Genomic DNA, 20,373 nt, shown 5'->3' on the forward strand with positions numbered 1-20,373 from the left:
GAACCATTCTCATGAGCCAACCCATGCTCGTTCTGCCCAAAGGCATCCGTCACATTCCGGCCCATCTGTCGCGCGCCGTCCAGGAGACGCTGGTCGAGGAGGTGAGAAGCATTGTCCAGCAGGCGCCGCTGTTCGTGCCGGCCATGCCTCGGACCGGCAAGGAGATGAGCGTGCGCATGACCAATTGCGGTCCGCTCGGCTGGGTCACCGACAAGGAACGCGGCTATCGCTACCAGCCGACGCATCCGCTGACCGGAGAGCCGTGGCCGCCTATCCCCGACAGTCTGCTCGACCTGTGGCGGCAGGTGTCGGGCTATCCCAATCCCCCGCAGGCCTGCCTGGTCAATTTCTACACGCCGGAAGCCAAGATGGGCCTGCATCAGGATCGCGACGAGGCCGATTTCTCAGCACCGGTCGTCTCCGTCTCGCTGGGTGACGATTGCCTGTTCAGGGTCGGCCAGACAACCCGCGATGGCGCCACCAAATCGTTCAGGCTCAAAAGCGGCGATGTCGTCGTGCTTGGCGGCGAGGGCCGTCTTGCCTTCCATGGCGTCGACCGCATCTACCCTTCGACCTCGGCGCTGCTCAAGAACGGCGGCAGGATCAATCTGACGTTGCGGCGGGTGACGAAGCCCGACAAGGGCGCCGTATAGGCGAGGGTTCGCGCCCCGCACGGCGCCGCCGACCTTTGGGCGACCAGCGATAGTTCAGTTCAGCGCAGCGGTGAAAAAATCGCCGAGACCAGATGGAAGGGCAATGCGCCGTAGGCGGCGACCGTCGCCTGATCGTCCCATTGGCGGAACTGCCGGGACGGCCGCGCCTCCAGCGTCAGGGCATGCTGTCGGCCGTCGAACGTAACCTTGCCGCGAAAGCGCAGCACCCGCTCTCCACCAGACCGGCTGATGGCCATCGCACGCAGACGCGCGACGTGGTCGTCGCCCACATTGATCTCCATTTCGATGCGGCGCCGGACCGGCGGGACGCTGATCCTGATCGTGATGTCCAGCATCATCTCCCCTGCCGTCGCGGGGCACGGTATGGTCTGCGAGAAGGCCGGGGGCGACTGTCCTTCCAGCGGTTCGCGAGGTGCCTGCCTGCCGCGCCATGCTCTGCCGCGCCATGCCCTGGCGGGCGGCTCCTGCCGCAGCCGCCCGCTCTTGCGTCTCAGCCGCAACTGCTTGGCGAAGCCGCGCGACAGCCAGGTCAGCCTGCCGAAGTCGGTTCGCGGCTTGGCCTGCAGCAATGCCGACCAGCGTGCAAGGCCGGTGCGGTCGGCCATGACCAGCACGCGCGCCAGCACCCTGTCAGGCACCGTCACGCCAACATCGAGCGCAAGGTAGGAAAGCGCCACCGCCGCGGCAACGGCAAGGCCACGCCTGGCGACGACATCGAGGAACACGTCCCAGTCGACGCCGCCGGCGCGAATGGCCACCGCGCAATCGACCAGCCAATCGCTGTGGGTGTGGGCATCGAGCCCGCCATGCGCGATGGCGAGCGCGATGCGATCCGCAGGCGACGGCACCAGCACGCCGACACCGCTGAATTCGGCCGCCGCCGCGCGCTGCCAGATCGCCTGGTCATCCTCGTCGCTTTGCTGCGAACCGTCATAGGCAAGCTGGTGCAGGTCGATATCGCCATAACTGCCCTTGAAAAAATTCATCGAGCGTAGCGACGCCAGTCTTGTCCTCAGATACTGTGGGCTTACCCCGGTGGCGATCTGCCAGTCGCGGTCGCGCAGCACGCCGAACGCCGCCGATATATCCTGCGGCCGCACCAATATGTCGATGTCGTGCGCCACCCGGCCACGCTGCGCCGAGGCGTTCAAGGCAATGCGGCTGGCACCCTTGATCAGCATCACCAGGCAGCCGGAATCCGTCATCGCCTGCAGCGCCGGTTCGGCCTCGCGCATCGCCATGCGCGACTTGGTCCACAGCATCTTTTGCAGGCCGATAAGGCGCGGATAGGCGGAATGGCCGGCCAATTTCCGCCCGAACCGGTCGCAGATCGCGGCCAGCAGCCGATGTTCCCTGAAGGAGACGAGGTCTATGTCGTTCGCGCTTAGCCACTGCAAGGCGCAACCGGCGGCCGCGTCCTCATCGGCAAGAAGCGCGGCCTTGAGCAGTTGGTCGAGCCCGCCCGTCGGCCAGGACCAGCCATAGTCCGGGAAACGTCGGCTGATGCGGCGGATGCCCGCCATCAGCCCGCGCCGGCCTTGTTCCGGGCCCGTCGCAGCATGGCGAGCCGCGCCACTTCGAGATAGCCGCGGTCGCGCGCGGCATCGCGCCCGTAGGACAGGCTGCCGGGCCTGATGCGACGCAGCGCCAGCACCTCTTCCACCATGTCGAGGGCAAGGCCCGCCTCGCGTGCCCGCGCGATCCAGTCGATCATTTCGCCGCGGCCGCCCGGCGGATCGACGACTGGTCCGACGGTCTCGGCGACCTCGCGCCGGATCAGCATCGTGGTCCGGGACCAACCGGGTACGATCGCGTCCTCGGGAGCGTCGGGCCGGTCATTGCGGAAGTTTCGCAAATGACAGAAGACGCCCGACGTTCCGGGATGTCTTTCGAGATGCGCGAGCTGTGTTTCGACCTTGCTCGGCAGCCACAGATCGTCGGCATCGAGCGTCGCAATGAGCGGCGTCGACAAGGCGGCGATGCCCCTGGTCGTGGCGCTGCCAGGTCCGGCATTTGCCTGGCGCAGCAATTGCAGCGGCAGGTCCGTTCCGCCGATCGCCGCCGCGAGATCGTCGTTGGATCCATCGTCGACGATCACCACCAGCTCGGGCCGCACTGTCTGCGCCGCGACCGATCGCAGCGTCTCGGCGATGGTGCCGCTGGCGTTGAAGGCCGGTATGACGACGCCATAGTTCCGCATGCTACATGAAGCGCCAGTTGGCGAGTTCTTTTACATCGAATATGCCTTCGATCCCGCGCAGTGAAGGGTCGGCCTTGCGCCGTTTCATCGATTTGTGGATGGCCCGCAAGAATTCCCGAAGGGATGTGTCGACTTGCTTCGTCATGTTGCCGGGATGACGTCGGTAGTAAAGCGATACGGTATCCGGCAGGACGAATCTGGGGCCGCTTTCAAAGGTGCGCAGCAAGTAGTCGGTGTCTTCGGCCTGGCCGAAGGCCTCGTCGAAGCCGCCGATCCGTTCAATGAGCTTACGCGAGAAAATGCCCGACGACAGATGAATTCCCCGCACGGTCATGCAATGGCTGCCGGGGCAGGGTTCCAGCAGATCGTCGTCGATGTGTTCGACCATCATCATCAGGGAATAGGTAAGCTCCAGAGCGGGGTCGGCGTCAAAGCATGCAATATCGGCCTTGAATCGTCCCGCGGGCGAGACATCGTCCGAATCGAGGAACGACACGAGCTCGGTTTCCGGCGTGAGCAGTCTGAGACCAGCGTTGCGGGCCCGCGTCACGCCCATGTTCTCTTGCCGGAAAAGGCGAATGCAGGCGTTCTCGGCCCTCATTGAACGCACGGCCTCCGCCGACCCGTCGGTCGAGCCGTCGTCGATCACGATGATGTCGAGATCGGCGGCATCGTGCTGCCGCACGAGCGAGCGCAGCGCCGAGACGACATAGCGCTCGCGATTGTACACAGGCATGATCACGCTGAGCTTCACCGGGCGCCTCGTGTCAGGAAATCCTCGATTGTGCCAGCGATTTCTGCCGGGTCGGTGCCGAGGGACAATCGGAAGCACGGCAGGTGGCGCGCCAATTCGCTGAAGAAGCGAAAGCCGCTTTCGCGCTCGCCCGGCATCTGGGCGATGCCGGACGGCGCCAAGGCAATCATGGCATCCTTGCGCGACATCGGCATAATCGAACTTGCTCCGCCTCCGCTGATATGTGGCACCACCAGCGCGACGATGTCCAGCATGGCGGGCACCGGCCGAGGCGCGACATCATGAATATGGAACGTGTGCTTGCCTTGCCAGTTCAGCGGGCCTTGCGTCAGCCGCTGCCGCAGGCCCAGCCGAGCGAAACCTTCCGTGTCCTGCTTCAACGTCGAAAAAAGGGGGCGCGCGGTCACGCCGTCGGTGAGATCGATCAGCACATAGTCGTCGCCGACACTGTCGAGCCCGTTAAGCAGGCCGGCGACGACGGTGCCGGATTTCCCGGCCCCGCCCGAGCCGGCAAGCAGAATACCCTTGCCGTCGATGCCGAGCGTGCCGGCATGGGTCAGCCGCATGCCGCGCGCGGCATATTCCCAGTGCAGGAAGGCGCGCAGCGGTGCTCCAGGCTCCCAGGGCGGAAAGGCATCGGCCGAGGCCATCAGCTGCACGCCGACGCGGCGGTGCGGATCGTAGACTTGCCAGAAATCCAGGTCGTGGAAATGGTGCCCGCGCAAACCGGCTTCGGCGAGCTGTTTGGCAAAACCGTGCTCGGTGAAATGGGCATCGCCCCAGTGCGCCGGCTCCGGGATGCCGTCAATGCCGGGATGCGCGATGAAGATGCGACCCGTGGACGGTGCCGGCTGATCATGCCCGGCCTCGACAAAAGCATGGTCCAATGCATCGGCAAGCACGCCGTGACCGAGATGCGCGGACAGTTCAAGCCACGGCAGGCGAACCTTTCGCATGGTCGGATAGCACGCGGCCGCGCCTTCAGCGGCGGCGATGAGATACCGGGCGTAATCCGGCAAGGTTTCGAGCGTGACGCGCGGCATCAATCGCCTTCCATCACGCTGCGGCCTCCCCGTCAGGAAGCCTGCTTGACCGCCGGCCAGCCGAGAGGCTCCTCGACCTCGTGGATGGGATCAACGACGATCAGGTCGGCGAGGTCGTCGTGAATGCTCACATTGAGCGGCTCGTTCGTGGCGGCAAGCTCGGCAGGCAAATCGCCCGGCAAAGGCCGCGCCGCCGCGTCCAAGCGCACCAGCAAACCCAATTCGAGCAATTGCGATATGAAGTGTTCGAGTTCGGCCNGGCCTATTGTCGAGCCGCCGGCGCTCAGTCCGACCAGGGCCTGGGCGTCCGCGCCGGATGAAAGCGCCTGCCACACCTTGCTGCCGGAATCGGAAAAGCCGAAATATTTGCCATTGGCAAGATTGAGCACCACGGCCTCGCCATCGAAAGATTCGAAAACGATATCCCGGCTCGCTACCGCATAGGCGTGGGAATCATGCGTCATTGTTGCCCCGTCCTGCATTTCCTGCCCGCCAGCAGGACCGCTTCCACCGACAACGCCTGTAAACTTTCAGGTCTTCCTTGGCAAGGTAACCTTTGCCGGCAACGCGGGACCATTTCCGGGATCAGTCGAAAGCGGGGCGGATCAAGCCTCGATTTCAAGCGGCGACAATGGCTTGGAACAACAGGCCAGGATGAAGCCATCATCGATCTCATGATCGAGGATGCCGCCATTGTGGCTCATCTCGACGCTGCCGGAGACTTTCTTCACCTTGCAAGTTCCGCACAGGCCGAATTCGCAGGCAGCCGGTATTCGCACGCCCGAGGCGCGCGCCGTCTGCAGCACGGTCTGGCCGGCGACACAATCGGCGTCGACATCCGAAAGCGCGAAGCGGATCGGCGTCGCGGCTTCGACGCAAATCGCCCCGCCGTCTTCAGCCGGCGAGGCAAACGGCGCCGGGATTTCCTCCACCGCCGGCGCGGCAAAGCTCTCCTGATGGTACTTTGCCATGTCGAACCCGGCGGCCTCCAGCATGCCGCGCACGGCGCGCATGAAGGGATCGGGGCCGCAGCAGAAGATTTCGCGTTCGCGGAAATCGGGCGCCAGGAGCGGCAGCCGGATGGCGTCGATGCGGCCCATATGGCCGTACCAGCCCTCGCGGCTCGACCGCTCCTCGATCATGAAGCCGAGCGACAGGCCCGGCATATGGCCGCCGAGCAGTTCGAGTTCCTTGCGAAAGATGATCTCTTCAGGGCGCCGCGCGCAATTGACGAATCCGACATCGGTCCATGGCGCGCAGTCATTCAGCCAGCGCAGCATCGACATCATCGGCGTCACGCCCGAACCGGCCGAGATGAACAGGTATTTCGCCGCCGGGTGGCTGTGCAGCGAAAAGTCGCCGCCCGGTCCATAGGCCTTGACGTGCGAGCCGGGCGTCAGGTGATCGAACATCCAGCGTGTGCCGACGCTGCCCGCCTGCGCCTTCACCGTCACCGCGATCGAGAATGGTCGCGACGGCGATGATGACAGCGTGTAGGTGCGCATCAGCGGGCCGTCCGGTGTCGGCAATTCCAGCGTCACGAACTGGCCCGGCTTGTAGCGGAACCAGGTCTGGTTGTCCGAGCGGAAGGTGAAGGTCTTGACGTCGGGCGCCTCGTCGCTGACGCCGATCACTTCCAGCACCTGCAGCCTGTCGTTCCACGGCGCCATCTGGTCGAGATGGCGATAGAGGCCAAGATCAGTCATGGCGTTCATCCCTGCATACCTTTTCATTTTGCGCATGTCGTGATCCCAAAACCGCTGCACGGTTTGGGCGAAATGCGCTAGGCGACACTGCGCAGAGCGGGCCGGCCGTCTTCGGAAAGCCGTGGGCCGATAAAGCGCGCGTACCAGTCGACGAACTGGATGACGCCGCCCTCGTGCAGCTCCGAATAGGGACCGGGCTCGTAGGCCGGCGACAGGATGCCGAAGGCGTTTTCCTCGACGATGCGGCGGTCCTGGTCGTTGGTCTCGGTCCAGACATGGGTGAGTTCGGGCAGATCATAGTCGACGCCTTCCACCGCATCCTTGTGGACCAGCCATTTGGTCGTCACCGCTGTTTCCGTGGCGCTGACCGGCAGCACGCGGAACGTCACCGCATGATCCACGAGGATATGGTTCCAGGTTGTCGGGTAGTGGTAGTGCATTAGCGTGCCGATCCGGTCGGCCGAGACGCTGTCGGACAGGTTCCTCTTCACCGCCCGCTTGCCGGTCATCGTGTAGCTCTGGGCATCGCGCAGCAGCGGCGCGCGGGTGGCGCGGTATTGTCCGGTCGGGTCGATCCGAAACTTGCTGGGCAGGCCAACAGCTTCGCACTTCGCCCAGTGGGCCAGCATCTCCGGGTCGTTGTCGGCGCCTTGCACGCCAGTCACGGTCGGCGCTTCCGGGAAGGTCTTGCACAGCTCAGGATGGTTGCCCGCGCAATGGTAGCATTCGCGGTTGTTTTCCCAGACCAGCTTCCAGTTGCCCTTCTCGATGATCGTGCTCTCGAAGGCGATCTTGGCCTCGCTCAGCCGGTGCGGCTGGAGATAGGGCTCGATCATCGCCCGCATCGGCGCGAAGTCGGCGGGCTCCTTGGCCAGGCAGATGAAGACATAGCCGGCGACGCTTTCGCAGGCGACCGGCTTGAGCCCGAACAGGCTCTTGTCGAACCCATCGGCCATCTGGCGGGCGAACAGCAGCCGGCCGTCGAGTTCGTAGGTCCACTGGTGATAGGGACACACCAGCTTGGCGGCCATGCCCTTGTCGGTGTTGCAGACGCGGCTGCCGCGATGGCGGCAGGAATTGTGGAAGGCGTTGATCTTGCCCTGCTGATCGCGCACCAGCACGACCGGATAATCGCCGATCTGCACGGTGATGAAGCTGCCCGGCTTGGGCAACTCGCAATCATGGCCGATGAACAGCCAGTCGCGATACCAGATCAGCTCCATGTCCAGCTTGAAGTAGTCCGGGTCGGTATAGAAGGGCTGTTCCAGCGAAAGGCCCTGTCTGCGGCCGTTCAAAAGCCTCAGCATGTCGTTGCGCGCGTCCATGTCCTGTCCTCATTTTCAAGGACTGAACTGGTGGTGATGGAGGAAGGACTGGGCGCAAGCCGGCGAAAGCCGGACAACACCATCCGCCCCTTGACCGCCCACCGCGATCAGTCGAGTTCTAGCGATCTCGGGCTGGTTTCCGGGCTCTGGAGTTGTCCTGGCGGACCATCGCGACACCTTCCCAGGCTTTCGCCCAGTGGTCTCCCGTTGCGACTTGAACTCCACCACCGTTGCGGGGGCAGCGCCGGAATCTGACCGGCTTCCCAATTCTCCGCTCCGTCGTCACGCAGCGGCACCTGAGATGGCTTGATCTAATCACGACAGGGTTTGCGACATCGGCACGAAAGCGACATCGCATCCATGCGGCGCGACACGCATGCGGGATCGTCCCGGCATGGTTGCCGCGGGGGGAATCGCCTCTTCTCGCCAGGCGCGCGCGGGCACCGTTTTCGACCCTCAGCCGGCCGGAAAAGGGTTAACGGTTTCGAAAAGTGACTATTAGCACAGTCTAAAATCGAACCGAACGGTTCGTTTCTGTTGACGGTGCGTGCAGGACGGTGTGAACGCCCAGCCCTCCGACACAGTTGGTGATCGGGTCGTCATCTTAGTCAACTACTTGATATCGAACAGAAAAATAAGACATGTAGAAGGCGTTGGTACAATTTCAAGTAGCAGAGTCATGGTCCACGCTGAACAACTTCGTGATTGGAAACGGCAAGGGGGCTCTCCCACATCGGGGCGGTCCGAACGACGCGATTTAATCCAAGACACGCCGCTAGACGGACGGGAAAAATACTGGAGTACAAAAATGAAAAAGATCATTCTCACTGCCGCCGCCCTTCTGGCGATTTCCGGCAGCGCCTTCGCTAGTAGCGACCATTATGGTTCGAACGCCGCGACCCCCGCGGCCACTGTCGACAGTTCCTACACCGCTTCGACCAAGAAGTCGGAGCCGGCTGCCCAGACGCCTGTGACGGGCGCCGACCACAACCTCTTCGGCAACAATTAATAACCATCCCCGGCACGCGGCGGGTGAACCTGCCGCGCCGGTGGACCCTACAATTCAGGAGTATTAAAATGAACAAGATCCTCTTTGCTGCCGCCGCCGTTCTGGCTCTCTCAGGCAGCGCTTTCGCCGGCAGCGACAACTATGGCTCCAACGGCGCCAACCAGGCTGCTGCTGCCTCCACCGACAATCCAAACACCGCGTCGATCGGCAAGTCGGCTCCGGCCACCTCGGCGCCTGTCCAGCAGGGCAGCGACCGCAACCTCTTCGGCCATTAATGGCCTCCCACGGCCGGTGGGCTTTTGCCCGCCGGTCCGCGGGACTTCCAAAATTCAGGAGTTACCTAAAATGAACAAGATCCTCATTGCCGCCGCCGCCGTTCTGGCCGTCTCCGGCAGCGCTTTCGCCGGCAGCGACAACTATGGCTCCAACGGCGCCAACCAGCCCACTGCTTCGTCGACTGTCAATGTCGATACGTCGCATACGGGTGCGATCCGCAACAGCGATTCGCCGGTCTACAAGCTGCTCAATTCGTCTGGCGACGTGCAGAAGCCGGCCCATCAGGGTGCCGATCGCAATCTCTTCGGCAACAACTAACCAGCCTGTGCAGACAAAAAGAGCGGCGGGCCATGCCCGCCGCTGCTTTTGTTTTTTGCGTTACCGGAACGGCCGTCTTCAGGCCGCCTTTGCTTCCGCTTCGTGGAGGGCAAAGGAGCGACCCTCCGCATCGAAGATATGGAGGTCGCCGGCATTGGCGGTCAGCCGCAGCGTCGAGCCGCGCTTGACCTCGACATTGCCCGGCAGCTTGGTCACCAGCGGCAGGTCGGCCCGGCCGATATCGACATAGACCAGCTGGACCTCGCCAAGCTGTTCGAGATAATCGACGCTCCCCTCGAACAGATAATCCGCACCGCTGGCGATCGCGAGATCTTCCGGCCGTACGCCGAAGCTGACCGCCGCTCCCTTTGCCGAAGCAGGTGTCGCGATCGGCACCGTCGCCTTTCGGCCGCCGACATGGCTGACGATGGTCGGGTTGCCCGTCTTGTCGACCGTCGCCGGCAGGATGTTCATGGCCGGCGAGCCGATGAACTGGGCGACGAAGAGGTTGCCCGGGTTCTTGTAAAGTTCCATGGGCGTGCCGACCTGCTCGATGTGCCCGTCCTTCAGCACGACGATCCGGTCGGCCAGCGTCATCGCCTCGACTTGGTCGTGCGTGACGTAGATCATGGTCGTGTTGGGCATCGATTCCTTGAGCTTGGCGATCTCGATGCGGGTGGCGACGCGCAATGCGGCGTCAAGGTTCGACAGCGGTTCGTCGAACAGGAACACCTTCGGATTGCGCACGATGGCGCGGCCGATGGCGACGCGCTGCCGCTGGCCGCCCGACATCGCCTTGGGCAGACGGTCCAGATATTTGGTCAGCTGCAGGATCTCGGCGGCTTGCCGAACCCTTTTGTCGATCTCGGCCTTGCTTTCCTTACCGATCTTCATCGAGAAGGCCATGTTGTCGTAGACGGTCATGTGCGGGTAGAGCGCATAGGACTGGAACACCATGGCGATGCCGCGCTTCGAGGGTGGCACGTCGTTGACCACCTGGCCGTCGATCTTGAGTTCACCCGACGTGATTTCCTCGAGCCCCGCGATCGAGCGCAGCAAGGTCGACTTGCCGCAGCCCGACGGGCCGACGAAGACGATGAACTCGCCCGATTTGATGTCGAGGTCGATGCCGTGGAGAATGTTGAGATTGCCATAGGACTTCTTCACTTGTCTCAAATTGACATCGGCCATTGGTTTCCTCCAGTGATTCCTCGGATGTTTCAGCCTATGCGTCCGAACCAGGCGCCATAGCCGCCGAGTTCGACCGACCCGGTGCTCGCCTGCCCGGAGAACCCGTGTCCCGGCAAAGGTTGCAGGGTTCGGATGCCCGATATCTCTCTTGAGNCTTCTTCACTTGTCTCAAATTGACATCGGCCATTGGTTTCCTCCAGTGATTCCTCGGATGTTTCAGCCTATTCGTCCGAACCAGGCGCCATAGCCGCCGAGTTCGACCGACCCGGTGCTCGCCTGCCCGGAGAACCCGTGTCCCGGCAAAGGTTGCAGGGTTCGGTTGCCGAGGTCAACCTTCGCGGGCCTTGCGCCCAGATTGAAGACGCAGACGATCTCCTCATTACCCGACCGGCGGGTGAAGGCGACCGTGTCGCCCTGGCTTTCGATGAAGGCGATGTCCCCCTTGGCTAGCGCCGGATTGGCGCGGCGGAAGGCAAGAAAGCGCCGGTAATGTTCAAGCAGGGAGGTTTCGTCGCCTTGCTGCACGTTGACCGCCTGCCGCAGATGCGCGGCCGGCACCGGCAGCCAGGGTTTTGCCTGGGAGAAGCCGCCATTCCTGGCACTGCCATCCCACACCATGGGCGTGCGGCAGCCGTCGCGGCCCTTGAATTCAGGCCAGAAACGGATCCCGTAGGGATCCTGCAGATCCTCGAAGCGCAGATCGGCCTCGCCGAGGCCGAGTTCTTCGCCCTGGTAGATGCAGACCGAACCGCGCAGCGACATCAGCAATGCCGAGATGACCTTGAGATAGGCCGACGGGTCGGCCTCGTTGGCGGCCCAGCGCGAGGCCGGTCGCATCACGTCATGGTTGGAAAACGCCCAGCACGACCAGCCGTCGCTGGCCACCCGGCCAAAAGCTTCCAGCACCGAGCGGACCTTGGCGGCACTGATCTTTTCCGGGGCCAGGAAGTCGAAAGAATAGCACATATGCACGCGCTTGCCGCCGGCGGTATAGGCGGCGACCACGTCCAGCCCGCGTTGCGAATCGCCGACTTCGCCGACCGCCGCGGTAGCCGGGTACTCGTCGAGCAGCGCCCGGAAGCGCTCGAGGAAGGCGAGGTTTTCCGGTCGGCTCTTGTCGTAGATATGGTCCTGGTAGTTGTAGGGATTGACCGCCGGTGCGGTCTGGTCGTTGCGCTGTTCCGGCGGCAGCGGCGGGTTGTTTTCCAGCCCCTGGCTGTGGAAGTAAAAATTGATGGTGTCGAGGCGAAAGCCGTCGACGTCGCGCTCCAGCCAGAAGCGGGTGACGTCGAGCAGCGCGTCCTGGACCTGGCGGTTATGGAAGTTGAGGTCCGGCTGCTCGGCCAGGAAATTGTGCAGGTAGTACTGCTGGCGGCTGGTGTCCCATTGCCAGGCCGAGCCGCCAAAGATCGACAGCCAGTTGTTGGGCGGCGTGCCATCGGGTCTTGCATCCGCCCAGACATACCAGTCGGCCTTAGAATTGGTGCGGCTCGAGCGGCTTTCCTTGAACCAGGGGTGGATATCGGCGGTATGCGACAGCACCTCGTCGATCATCACCTTGAGGCCCAGTCGGTGCGCCTCCGCCGTCAGTGCATCGAAATCCGCCAGCGTGCCGAACATCGGGTCGACGTCACAATAATCCGAGACGTCATAGCCGAAATCCTTCATTGGCGATTTGAAGAAAGGCGAGATCCAGATGGCATCCGCGCCAAGCGCGGCAATGTAGGGCAGCCTGCCGATGATGCCCTTGAGGTCGCCGATGCCATCGCCATTGGAATCCTGATAGCTGCGTGGATAGATCTGGTAGATCACCGCGCCTCGCCACCAGTCGCGGTCGATGGCGGGGTCTGGTTTCGAAGTCGCCTTCAAAGCCGATTGCATGGTCTCAACCTCCTTTCACCGAGCCGGCCAGCAGCCCGCGGACGAAATAACGCTGCAGCGAGAAGAAGACGATCAGCGGCACGATGATCGTGATGAAGGCCGATGTCGTCAGGATCTCCCAGTTGCCGCCACGCGAGCCAAGCAGCGCATTGAGCTTGGCCGTCAGCACGATCTGATCGGGCGCCGTTCCGAGGAAAACCATTGCCACCAGGAGATCGTTCCATACCCACAGGAATTGGAAGATGGCGAAGGAGGCAAGCACCGGGAAGGACAGCGGGAGCACGATCTTGACGAAGATCTCGAAATCGCTGGCGCCGTCGATGCGCGCCGATTCCATGATCTCGCGCGGTAGCCCGGCAATATAGCTTCGCAAGAGATAGATGGCGAAGGGCAGGCCGAAGCCGGTATGCGCCAGCCAGATGCCGAGATAGGTCTTGGACGGCACGCCGAAGAACGTGCCGACGCCGTTGTAGAGCTTCAGGAGCGGAATGAGCGACATCTGCAGCGGCACCACCAGCAGGCCGATGACGACGGCGATCAGGAGCGCGCGGCCTGGAAAGCGCATCCAGGCCAGTGCGTAGGCCGCAAAGGCCGCGATCAGGATCGGGATGACGGTCGCCGGGATGGTGACCGTTAGCGAATTCATGAAGGAGCGGCCGATGCCTTCGGAAAACAGCACGGTCTGATAATTGTCGGTGGTGAATTTCGGCGGCGCCGACGAAGCGTAGTAGACGCGCTGGCCCCGGTCGCCCTCGAACGCCTTTGGCGAGGCCATGACGAAGCTGCCGTCCGCGTTGAGCCGCAGGGTCACCCCGTCACCGAGATCGGCTGATGTGCCGGCAGGATATTGCGTCGGTGCCGCCGCCTTGACGCCGAAGGCGCTTATCGCGCGCTTGGCCCCGTCGCCGAAGATGTTGCCCTGGAGAACGAACTTGCCGTCCTTTTCTACTTGTGTGGAGGCGGCCGGCAGTCGCCCGGCTTCTGTCTGGCTGGAACTGGCGAAGGAATTCCACCAACCCGAGGCGATGATCTGGTCCTTGTCGCGCAGCGACGAGACGAGGATGCCGAGCGTGGGGATGGTCCAGATCACCACGAAGACGAGCACCGCGATATGGACGCCGAAACGGCTGGCGAAGGAATTTCCGGTCGCGACGGCCATCTCAGTGCCCTCCCGTCTCTTTGTTGGCCTGGCGGATGTTCCAGACCATGATCGGAATGACGGCAATCATGATGATGATGGCGATGGTCGCGCCGCGGCCGAAATCGCCGCCGCCGCGGAACATCCAGTCGAACATCAGATTGGCCAGCACCTGACTGTTCCATTGACCGTTGGTCATGGTCAGGACGATGTCGAACACTTTCAGCACCAGGATGGTGATGGTGGTCCATACCACCGCGATGGTGCCCCAGATCTGTGGCACCATGATCTTCCAGAAGATCTGGAACGGGTTGGCGCCGTCTATGACCGCGGCTTCCAGTGTTTCTTCGGGGATGCCGCGCAACGCCGAGGACAGGATGACCATGGCGAAGCCGGTCTGGATCCAGATCAGGATGACCATCAGGAAGAAGTTGTTCCAGAACGGCAGTGATATCCAGACCTGCGGTTGGCCGCCGAAATACTGGATGATGGCGTTGAGAAGGCCGATCTGGATCTGGCCTTGGCCACGATATTCGTAGATGAACTTCCAGATCACGCTGGCGCCGACGAAGGAGATGGCCAACGGCAGGAAGATCAGGCTCTTGGCGATCGTTCCCCACCATATCTTGTCCGTGAGCACGGCGATGATCAAGCCGAGGAAGGTGCAGGCCGCCGGCACCACCGCCAGCCACAATATGTTGTTGCGGATGGCGTTTCGCAGATCCGGATCGCGCAACGCCCATTCATAGTTGGCGAATCCCACGAAACTCGTGCCGCCGCGATCGAAGAAGGACAGCCATAGCGTCGCGATTACCGGATAGACCAGGTAGATGGTCAGGATGATCAGCGCCGGACCCACGAACAACCAGGGCCGCACCAATCCCTGCCGGCGCAGATTGTTGACGGCGGCCGTTCCGGACACCCCGCGCGCGGGGAAGATCAGGTCAAGCAGTTTGTTGGCGCCCCAGAAATAGGCGACGCAGCCGCCGACGCCGATGATGATGACGAATATTGCCGAGAAAATCTGAGCCGCCATGGGTCCCTCTCCCTGCGCATGACCGGCCAGCGATGCTGGCGACCGATGCACCGACTTTCAGTTATTCGGAACAATCGAAACGCGAAGCTTCCGGCGTGCCCCGCCGGTCGGATCCGGGCCGTAGCCCGGATCCAGTAGCAAGATGAGGAAGGATTAGGTCGCGCCGGAGCGGCCTATTTGATGGCGTCCCAGCTCTTCTGGATGTCGGTGGCGACCTCCTGCGCGGACTTGCCGCCGACCAGGTCGATCATGCCGGTCCAGAACGAGCCGGCGCCGACTTTGCCGGGCATCAGGTCGGAGCCGTCGAAGCGCACCGTCGTGGCGCCGACCAGGATCTCGCCCTGCTTCTTCAGCGCATCGCTGCCATAGGCGTCCTTGTTGGCCCCCTTGAAGGGCGTGACGAAGCTCTTCTGTGCCATCCACAATTCATGCGCGAGCGGCATCTGCAGGAACTTGATGAATTCGCGCGATGCCTTGGAATCCTTGGTGATCATTACCAGCGTTCCGGCGACTTCCAGCGGCGTTCCGAGCTCCGGCTTGGCGGCGTAGGGCGGGTAGGGGAAGAAGTCGGCATCCTGGCCAAGCTTCACGCCCTCCGGGAAGAAGGAGGGGATGAACGACGCCTGATGGTGCATGTAGCATTTCGGCGGTACGGTAAAGAGGCCCTTCGGGCTGTCGCGGAAGTCGGTCGCCGCGACGGCCTTGGCGCCGCCGTCGACCATCTTGTCGTCCGTGGCGATCTTGCCGAAGATGTCGATCGCGTTGACCACGGCCGGGTCGTTGAACGGAATCTCGTTCTTCACCCACTTGTCGTAGACTTCGGGAGTCTGCGTGCGCAGCATGATGTCCTCGACCCAGTCGGTCGCCGGCCAGCCCGTCGCGCCGCCTGAACCAAGCCCGATGCACCACGGCTTGCCGCCATCGGCGATGATCTTCTTCTCGAGCTCGGCAAGTTCTTCCTGCGTCTTCGGCACCTTGTAGCCGGCTTCCTCGAAATTGTCGGGCGAGTACCAGACCAGCCCCTTCACGTCGATCTTGTAGGGAAAGGCATAGAAGCCTGGCTTGCCGTCCTTGCCGTTGTAAGTGCCGAGCTTGGCCCAGGAGTCGCCGGCGGCGTAATTCTCCTTGACCCAGGCTGCGACGTCGTCGCCGAGCGGGGTCAGCACGCCCTTGGAAGCAAGGTCCTGGATGAGGCCAGGCTGCGGCAGGACCGCGATGTTGGGCGGGCTGCCGGCCTGCGTGTCGATGACAATCTGCTGCTCGTAATTCTCGGACGAGGAATATTTGACCTCCGCGCCGGTGGCTTCGGAGAAATAATCGAGTACCGACCGGACAAGCGTCTCGTCCTCGCCACGCCACGGTCCGAAGATGGTCAGCGTCTCGCCCTTGAGATCGACTTTCTTGAGGTCCTCGTAATTCGCCCAGTTGAAGCGCTTGTCCTCGCCCGGCTTGAACTTCAGTTCGGCATGCGCGGGCGCGCTCAGGGCGAATGCGGCAGACGCAACACCCAGCAAAAGCATTCTCTTCATCGGTATTCCTCCCAGTGGGTCATACACACCGGACGGAACCTCCATTCCGCCCCGCCGACGCCGCGGGACTGTGACTCAGTCGCAAGGGAACCGCAACCTTTAGTACAGTCTTCCAAAGCGCTTTGGCTTTGTTGATCTCGCCACTGAATCGGGCGAGAGTCAAGGGGGAGCAGGAACTAATCGATTTAGTCGCCGCCCGCCCTGGCTCGAAATTTGCACCGCAACATGCTTTTTCGGCACTGCAGCAGCAATTTTCGTTTCAAACCCGGCCCCGGCACGCTTATGGTCCTGGCGGCATTCGCCATGCACTTGTGGCGTTGGGTCGATTCAATTTAAAAGCGCTTTGAGGCAGGGAGGCCTCTCGTGAACCTCAAGCAACTCGCGCATATGCTGGCGCTTTCCCAGACCACGGTAAGCCGGGCGCTGAACGGCTATCCCGAAGTCAACGAGGAAACCCGCGGGCGTGTCATGGACGCCGCCAAGCGCCACGGCTATCGACCCAATCCGAGTGCGCGCCGGCTGGCCACCGGCAAGTCCGGAATGATCGGCTACGTCCTGCCGACGGGTGCAGCCGTCGACATCGATCCCCATTTCGTCGAATTCCTGTCGGGTCTTGGCGACTATGCCCGATCACATGAGCTCGATCTTGNGACATCGATCCCCATTTCGTCGAATTCCTGTCGGGTCTTGGCGACTATGCCCGATCACATGAGCTCGATCTTGTCCTGTCACCGACCGATGCCGATGACCAGGAAACGACCTACCGCCGCATCGTCGCCAACCGGCAGGTCGATGCCGTCTACATCTCTTCGCCAAGGCCGCAGGACAGCCGCGTGGCGCTGGTCAATACGCTCGGCATTCCTTTCATCGTCCATGGCCGAAGCGAAGGTTTCGATTTCGACTATCCCTATCTCGACATCGACAATGAAGGCGCCTTCCACGAGGCCGCGCGGCTGCTCGTCCAGCTTGGCCACCGGCGGCTGGCGCTGATCAATGGCGACGACCGCGAGACCTTTGCCATCCACCGCGAGCGCGGCCTGCGCCGGGCGCTGGCCGCGAGTGGCCTGGCATTGGACGATCGCAATGTCTGCTCACTCGTCATGACCGAGGAGAACGGCTATCGCGCCGCCCGGCGCCTGCTCGAACAGGACGGCGCGCCGACGGCAATCGCCTGCTCCAGCCTGATCATGGCGCTCGGCGTCGTGCGCGCGGTGCGCGACCTTGGCCTCAGCATTCCCGGCGACGTCTCGCTGATTGCCCATGACGACGTTTTTCCCTGGCTGAAGCCGGAGAATTTTTCCGTGCCGCTGTCGACGACGCGGTCGTCGATCCGGTTGGCCGGCGCACGCATCGCCGAGCGGCTCGCGGCACGGATATCGGGACTTGAGGAGGGCGCGCACGGCGAGGTCTGGCCGGTCGACCTGGTGGTCAGGGGGTCGGTCGCCGGCGCGCCGGCCTGACCACCGCCAGCAGGGTCAATTGCTGGAACGACTTCTTCGCTGCCTCTACCCATTGTCTCGGCCCGCGGGCTTAAAATGATCGATGAAGGCGCGCAGCTTCGGCAGGACCTGGCGCTTGCCAGGATGATAAAGGAAGACGCCCGGTGTCGCGCCGGCAAAGTCCTCCAGCACCGGTTTGAGTTTTCCCTGTTCTATTGCGCCGTCGGCGACGGGCCGAGGCGTCTGCGCCAGGCCGACGCCTTGGATCGCGGCCCCTAGCAAGGTTGGATAGTCATGCGCGATCAGCGGGCCCGAGACGACCGCCTCGATAGCCCCGTTGCCGTCGACGAAGGACCAGGGCGCGACGGCGCCGTTCGCGCGGCGCAGGCGCAGGCAGGCGTGGTGGCGCAGATCGGTGATCTGTTCGGGCTGGCCGTGGCGCTCGAGATAGTCCGGGCTGCCGACGACCACGAAGGAGAATGGCGGCGTCAGCCGCACCGCGATCATGTCGGGTGCGATGAACTGGCCTAGCCGGATGCCGGCATCGAATCCGCCGGCGGCGAGATCGACCATCTCGTCGCTGGCGGCGATCTCCAGTTCGATCTCGGGATAGGTCCGGCAGAACGACGCGATCATCGGTTCCAGGATCAGCGGCACGACCGCGCGGGGCACGGACAGCCGCAAAAGCCCGGTCGGCCGCTGGCCGACATCGCGGGCGACCTCGCCCGCGGCCATGATCTCTTCGAAGGCAGGTCCGGCTCGGTCGAGGAACCGCTGGCCAGCCTCGGTCAGGCCGACGCTTCGGGTCGTGCGGGCAAACAGGGCCGCACCAATGCGTGCTTCCAGCGCGCGGACCGCCTGGCTCACCGCGGACGGCGTCACCGCCAGCTCGGCCGCGGCACGGCGGAAGCTACGATGCCGCGCGACGGCCAGGAACACCTCGACCCCGTCTAACGCACCGTGCCGGATTGTGTAGCTCTGCTTCATAGGCTGTTCTGATTACAGCGGATGGCCGAACCATGAAAGCAGTCTTAGCTAACGATCGAAGTGCGCAGGACCGCACGGCCACCTGTTGAGAGGAAACCGATGTCAACGCAGATGCTGTTCCAGATCCAGCTCGTCCTGGGCTACGTCGCATGGCTGCTTTGCTTCGGTGCTTATGGCCTGCCATGGCTGGACTCGCTGGATCGGATGGCGGCGCAACNCCGCACGGCCACCTGTTGAGAGGAAACCGATGTCAACGCAGATGCTGTTCCAGATCCAGCTCGTCCTGGGCTATGTCGCATGGCTGCTTTGCTTCGGTGCTTATGGCCTGCCATGGCTGGACTCGCTGGATCGGATGGCGGCGCAACGCGCCATTGCCACGCTGCACAGTTTCCGCTTCTTCGGGCTCGTCTTCCTGCTTCCGGGAGTCGTCGGCCCCAATCTGCCTGCCGGCTTCGCCATGTTCGCCGCCTATGGAGACTTCGCCACCGGAGTGCTGGCCCATACTGGCATTGCTGACAGTCAGAGTTCGCCCGCTCTTCTGGGCATTCATCGTCGCCTTCAATCTCGTCGGAATGGCCGACCTCGTTGTCGACTATTACCACGCCATCCAGGCCGGACTTCCCGAGCACGCGGAGCAGTTGGGAGCCACCTATGCGATCCCGATCATCTACGTGCCGCTGCTGATGATTACGCACATCGCCGCGTTCTGGTTCCTGCTTCGTCCCAGCAAAGCGCGGCCTGAGCCGTCGCGGGCTATTCCTTCGCCGTCCCCGCAGCCTTGAGGTCCAGCAGGCCGTAGCCGAAATCATTGTCGCGCCCCTTAAGCCCGAGATCCTTCGCGGTCGCCGCAAGCGCCTTCTCGATGTCGTCGGCCGAGCGGTCGGGCGTGGCATGGATGAGGTTGGCGATGGCGCCGCTGACGATTGCCGCGGCAAACGAGGTGCCGGTGACGACGTCCGAGCCGCCGCCGCTCGGCGCCACCATCTCGACGCCCGGCGCCGAGATGAACACATAGGCGCCGCGATTGGCCTGCGGCATCAGTCCGTCCTTGGCATCCGTGGCCGTCACGGCGATGACGCCGTCAAAGGCGGCCGGATAGCCATAGGGCGCTTTCGGCCCGTTATTGCCGGCCGCCGCCACCAACACCATGCCAAGCGCCCGTGCATTGCGGCAGGCAGTACCGAGCAGGTCGTTCTTCGGCCCGACGAAGCTCATATTGATGATGCTGACATTCTGGTCCGCCGCCCAGTCGAGCGCCGACAAGATGACGTCCATGGTCGACTTGCCGCCCTCGAAGGCGCGCGCATGGTAAATCCTGGCGCCCGGCGCCATGCCTTCCAGCTGGCCGACGCCGGCAATCAGACCGTCGATCGAAGTGCCGTGGTCGCGCTTTTCGATCGGCACGTCCGGCATGGCATCGAACTGCGCGGCAATGACCCCGGCAAGCGCCGGATTGCTATCGTCGATGCCGGTATCGATGACGGCGACGCGCACGTTCTCGCCGCTGGCCTGTTTGGCGTCGAGCGCGATGCGGTCGAAGGCATAGTTGACGATGCCGGCCGCCTGCTGCAGCGAGTAGATGTGGTTGGGCTCGCGGCGCCGCGTGCGGCCGTCGCCGGCTAGCTGCGCCAGCACCACGCCGACAGGGCGGCCATCGGGAATGCCGAAACGCACCAAAGTGGCGCCAAGCAGCCGGGACTGGCGCTGCGAGCGCACTTCTAGGCCGAAGGAAGCGGCGATCTGCTGCACGGCGCCGGCATCGCCATCGACCGTCACCAGCACCTCGTCCGGCACGAAGTCCCCGGTCACGGCGCGCCGAGACTGGACGGCGATGAGATCGGTCGGCGAGACGATCGGTCCACTTGCT

At 63.2% G+C, this 20,373-nt stretch carries 18 protein-coding genes, 2 pseudogenes and 1 riboswitch; of the genes and pseudogenes, 6 read left to right on the top strand and 14 right to left on the bottom strand.

Features of this window, described 5'->3' with window-relative positions; translation table 11 throughout:
• The first annotated feature begins 23 nt into the window (after nt 1-23).
• Nucleotides 24-653, top strand: coding sequence for an alpha-ketoglutarate-dependent dioxygenase AlkB (locus X742_RS155090; protein WP_023772349.1), 630 nt, complete (start codon nt 24-26; stop codon nt 651-653).
• Between the two features lie 59 nt (nt 654-712).
• On the opposite strand, the gene X742_RS155085 is transcribed toward X742_RS155090, so the two are convergent.
• The 7 genes from X742_RS155085 to X742_RS155055 form a co-directional block, all read right to left on the bottom strand.
• Nucleotides 713-2,197: a nucleotidyltransferase family protein gene (locus tag X742_RS155085; protein WP_023772350.1), complete on the bottom strand. Its 1,485-nt coding sequence runs from the start codon at nt 2,195-2,197 to the stop codon at nt 713-715.
• Nucleotides 2,197-2,874 carry a glycosyltransferase family A protein gene (locus X742_RS155080; RefSeq protein ID WP_023772351.1) on the bottom strand — a complete coding sequence of 226 codons (678 nt, stop codon included), beginning with the start codon at nt 2,872-2,874 and terminating at the stop codon, nt 2,197-2,199. Before X742_RS155080 ends, X742_RS155085 begins: the two co-directional genes overlap by 1 nt.
• A 1-nt stretch (nt 2,875) precedes the next feature.
• Nucleotides 2,876-3,628 (bottom strand): glycosyltransferase family A protein, encoded by a 753-nt coding sequence (locus X742_RS155075; RefSeq protein WP_023772352.1) that lies wholly within the window; start codon nt 3,626-3,628, stop codon nt 2,876-2,878.
• Nucleotides 3,625-4,671: a hypothetical protein gene (locus X742_RS155070; protein WP_023772353.1), complete on the bottom strand. Its 1,047-nt coding sequence runs from the start codon at nt 4,669-4,671 to the stop codon at nt 3,625-3,627. The genes X742_RS155075 and X742_RS155070 overlap by 4 nt, the downstream gene beginning before the upstream one ends.
• Nucleotides 4,672-4,703: 32 nt before the next feature.
• Nucleotides 4,704-5,135 carry a PqqD family peptide modification chaperone gene (locus X742_RS155065; protein ID WP_023772354.1) on the bottom strand — a complete coding sequence of 144 codons (432 nt, stop codon included), beginning with the start codon at nt 5,133-5,135 and terminating at the stop codon, nt 4,704-4,706.
• Between the two features lie 141 nt (nt 5,136-5,276).
• Nucleotides 5,277-6,377: a hybrid-cluster NAD(P)-dependent oxidoreductase gene (locus tag X742_RS155060; RefSeq protein ID WP_023772355.1), complete on the bottom strand. Its 1,101-nt coding sequence runs from the start codon at nt 6,375-6,377 to the stop codon at nt 5,277-5,279.
• Nucleotides 6,378-6,454: 77 nt separating this feature from the next.
• Nucleotides 6,455-7,702, bottom strand: coding sequence for an aromatic ring-hydroxylating dioxygenase subunit alpha (locus X742_RS155055; RefSeq protein WP_023772356.1), 1,248 nt, complete (start codon nt 7,700-7,702; stop codon nt 6,455-6,457).
• 112 nt (nt 7,703-7,814) lie between these two features.
• A riboswitch (cobalamin riboswitch) is annotated at nt 7,815-8,017 on the bottom strand.
• A 493-nt stretch (nt 8,018-8,510) separates the two neighbouring features.
• Between X742_RS155055 and X742_RS155050 the strand changes: the two genes are divergently transcribed.
• The 3 genes from X742_RS155050 (at nt 8,511) to X742_RS155040 (ending at nt 9,305) form a co-directional block, all read left to right on the top strand.
• Nucleotides 8,511-8,711: a DUF680 domain-containing protein gene (locus X742_RS155050; protein WP_023772357.1), complete on the top strand. Its 201-nt coding sequence runs from the start codon at nt 8,511-8,513 to the stop codon at nt 8,709-8,711.
• Nucleotides 8,712-8,779: 68 nt separating this feature from the next.
• On the top strand, nt 8,780-8,986 hold the full coding sequence (locus tag X742_RS155045; RefSeq protein WP_023772358.1) for a DUF680 domain-containing protein: 207 nt from the start codon (nt 8,780-8,782) through the stop codon (nt 8,984-8,986).
• A gap of 70 nt (nt 8,987-9,056) precedes the next feature.
• A complete protein-coding gene (locus tag X742_RS155040; RefSeq protein WP_023772359.1) occupies nt 9,057-9,305 on the top strand; it encodes a DUF680 domain-containing protein in 249 nt (82 codons plus the stop codon).
• A 78-nt stretch (nt 9,306-9,383) separates the two neighbouring features.
• Here X742_RS155040 and ugpC read toward each other — a convergent pair whose 3' ends face one another.
• The 5 genes from ugpC to X742_RS155015 all read right to left on the bottom strand — a co-directional run bounded on the left by ugpC (nt 9,384) and on the right by X742_RS155015 (nt 16,080).
• Nucleotides 9,384-10,496, bottom strand: a complete 1,113-nt coding sequence (ugpC, locus tag X742_RS155035) for a sn-glycerol-3-phosphate ABC transporter ATP-binding protein UgpC (protein ID WP_023772360.1) — start codon at nt 10,494-10,496, stop codon at nt 9,384-9,386.
• Between the two features lie 216 nt (nt 10,497-10,712).
• Entirely contained in the window at nt 10,713-12,377 is a 1,665-nt protein-coding gene (locus tag X742_RS155030; protein ID WP_031247939.1) for an alpha-glucosidase, read from the bottom strand.
• Nucleotides 12,378-12,381: 4 nt separating this feature from the next.
• Nucleotides 12,382-13,536, bottom strand: coding sequence for a carbohydrate ABC transporter permease (locus X742_RS155025; protein ID WP_023772362.1), 1,155 nt, complete (start codon nt 13,534-13,536; stop codon nt 12,382-12,384).
• A 1-nt stretch (nt 13,537) separates the two neighbouring features.
• The gene (locus X742_RS155020) at nt 13,538-14,551 is read right to left on the bottom strand and encodes a sugar ABC transporter permease (RefSeq protein WP_015314337.1); all 1,014 of its coding nucleotides are present in this window, start codon (nt 14,549-14,551) and stop codon (nt 13,538-13,540) included.
• 173 nt (nt 14,552-14,724) lie between these two features.
• Nucleotides 14,725-16,080 (bottom strand): ABC transporter substrate-binding protein, encoded by a 1,356-nt coding sequence (locus X742_RS155015; RefSeq protein WP_023772363.1) that lies wholly within the window; start codon nt 16,078-16,080, stop codon nt 14,725-14,727.
• 363 nt (nt 16,081-16,443) lie between these two features.
• Here X742_RS155015 and X742_RS01000000170110 point away from each other — a divergent pair.
• Nucleotides 16,444-17,540 (top strand): annotated as a pseudogene (locus tag X742_RS01000000170110) (substrate-binding domain-containing protein).
• A 45-nt stretch (nt 17,541-17,585) separates the two neighbouring features.
• On the opposite strand, the gene X742_RS155010 reads toward X742_RS01000000170110, so the two are convergent.
• A complete protein-coding gene (locus tag X742_RS155010) occupies nt 17,586-18,506 on the bottom strand; it encodes a LysR family transcriptional regulator (protein WP_023772364.1) in 921 nt (306 codons plus the stop codon).
• A gap of 247 nt (nt 18,507-18,753) precedes the next feature.
• Between X742_RS155010 and X742_RS01000000170115 the strand changes: the two are divergent.
• A pseudogene (locus X742_RS01000000170115) lies at nt 18,754-19,288 on the top strand (hypothetical protein).
• Here X742_RS01000000170115 and X742_RS0136950 read toward each other — a convergent pair.
• Nucleotides 19,260-20,315, bottom strand: coding sequence for a S8 family serine peptidase (locus tag X742_RS0136950; protein ID WP_245275540.1), 1,056 nt, complete (start codon nt 20,313-20,315; stop codon nt 19,260-19,262). The pseudogene X742_RS01000000170115 and the gene X742_RS0136950 sit on opposite strands and share 29 nt — an antisense overlap.
• Between the last annotated feature and the right edge of the window lie 58 nt (nt 20,316-20,373).

This window comes from Mesorhizobium sp. LNHC229A00 (assembly GCF_000502415.1).
Classification (GTDB): Bacteria; Pseudomonadota; Alphaproteobacteria; order Rhizobiales; family Rhizobiaceae; genus Mesorhizobium.

Excerpts from the sequence above, each read along its gene's own strand:
- X742_RS155090 (WP_023772349.1), top strand. The coding sequence starts at position 24 with ATGCTCGTTCTGCCCAAAGGCATCCGTCACATTCCGGCCCATCTGTCG.
- X742_RS155085 (WP_023772350.1), bottom strand. The coding sequence starts at position 2,197 with ATGGCGGGCATCCGCCGCATCAGCCGACGTTTCCCGGACTATGGCTGG.
- X742_RS155080 (WP_023772351.1), bottom strand. The coding sequence starts at position 2,874 with ATGCGGAACTATGGCGTCGTCATACCGGCCTTCAACGCCAGCGGCACC.
- X742_RS155070 (WP_023772353.1), bottom strand. The coding sequence starts at position 4,671 with ATGCCGCGCGTCACGCTCGAAACCTTGCCGGATTACGCCCGGTATCTC.
- X742_RS155060 (WP_023772355.1), bottom strand. The coding sequence starts at position 6,377 with ATGACTGATCTTGGCCTCTATCGCCATCTCGACCAGATGGCGCCGTGG.
- X742_RS155055 (WP_023772356.1), bottom strand. The coding sequence starts at position 7,702 with ATGGACGCGCGCAACGACATGCTGAGGCTTTTGAACGGCCGCAGACAG.
- X742_RS155050 (WP_023772357.1), top strand. The coding sequence starts at position 8,511 with ATGAAAAAGATCATTCTCACTGCCGCCGCCCTTCTGGCGATTTCCGGC.
- X742_RS155045 (WP_023772358.1), top strand. The coding sequence starts at position 8,780 with ATGAACAAGATCCTCTTTGCTGCCGCCGCCGTTCTGGCTCTCTCAGGC.
- X742_RS155040 (WP_023772359.1), top strand. The coding sequence starts at position 9,057 with ATGAACAAGATCCTCATTGCCGCCGCCGCCGTTCTGGCCGTCTCCGGC.
- ugpC (WP_023772360.1), bottom strand. The coding sequence starts at position 10,496 with ATGGCCGATGTCAATTTGAGACAAGTGAAGAAGTCCTATGGCAATCTC.
- X742_RS155030 (WP_031247939.1), bottom strand. The coding sequence starts at position 12,377 with ATGCAATCGGCTTTGAAGGCGACTTCGAAACCAGACCCCGCCATCGAC.
- X742_RS155025 (WP_023772362.1), bottom strand. The coding sequence starts at position 13,536 with ATGGCCGTCGCGACCGGAAATTCCTTCGCCAGCCGTTTCGGCGTCCAT.
- X742_RS155020 (WP_015314337.1), bottom strand. The coding sequence starts at position 14,551 with ATGGCGGCTCAGATTTTCTCGGCAATATTCGTCATCATCATCGGCGTC.
- X742_RS155015 (WP_023772363.1), bottom strand. The coding sequence starts at position 16,080 with ATGAAGAGAATGCTTTTGCTGGGTGTTGCGTCTGCCGCATTCGCCCTG.
- X742_RS155010 (WP_023772364.1), bottom strand. The coding sequence starts at position 18,506 with ATGAAGCAGAGCTACACAATCCGGCACGGTGCGTTAGACGGGGTCGAG.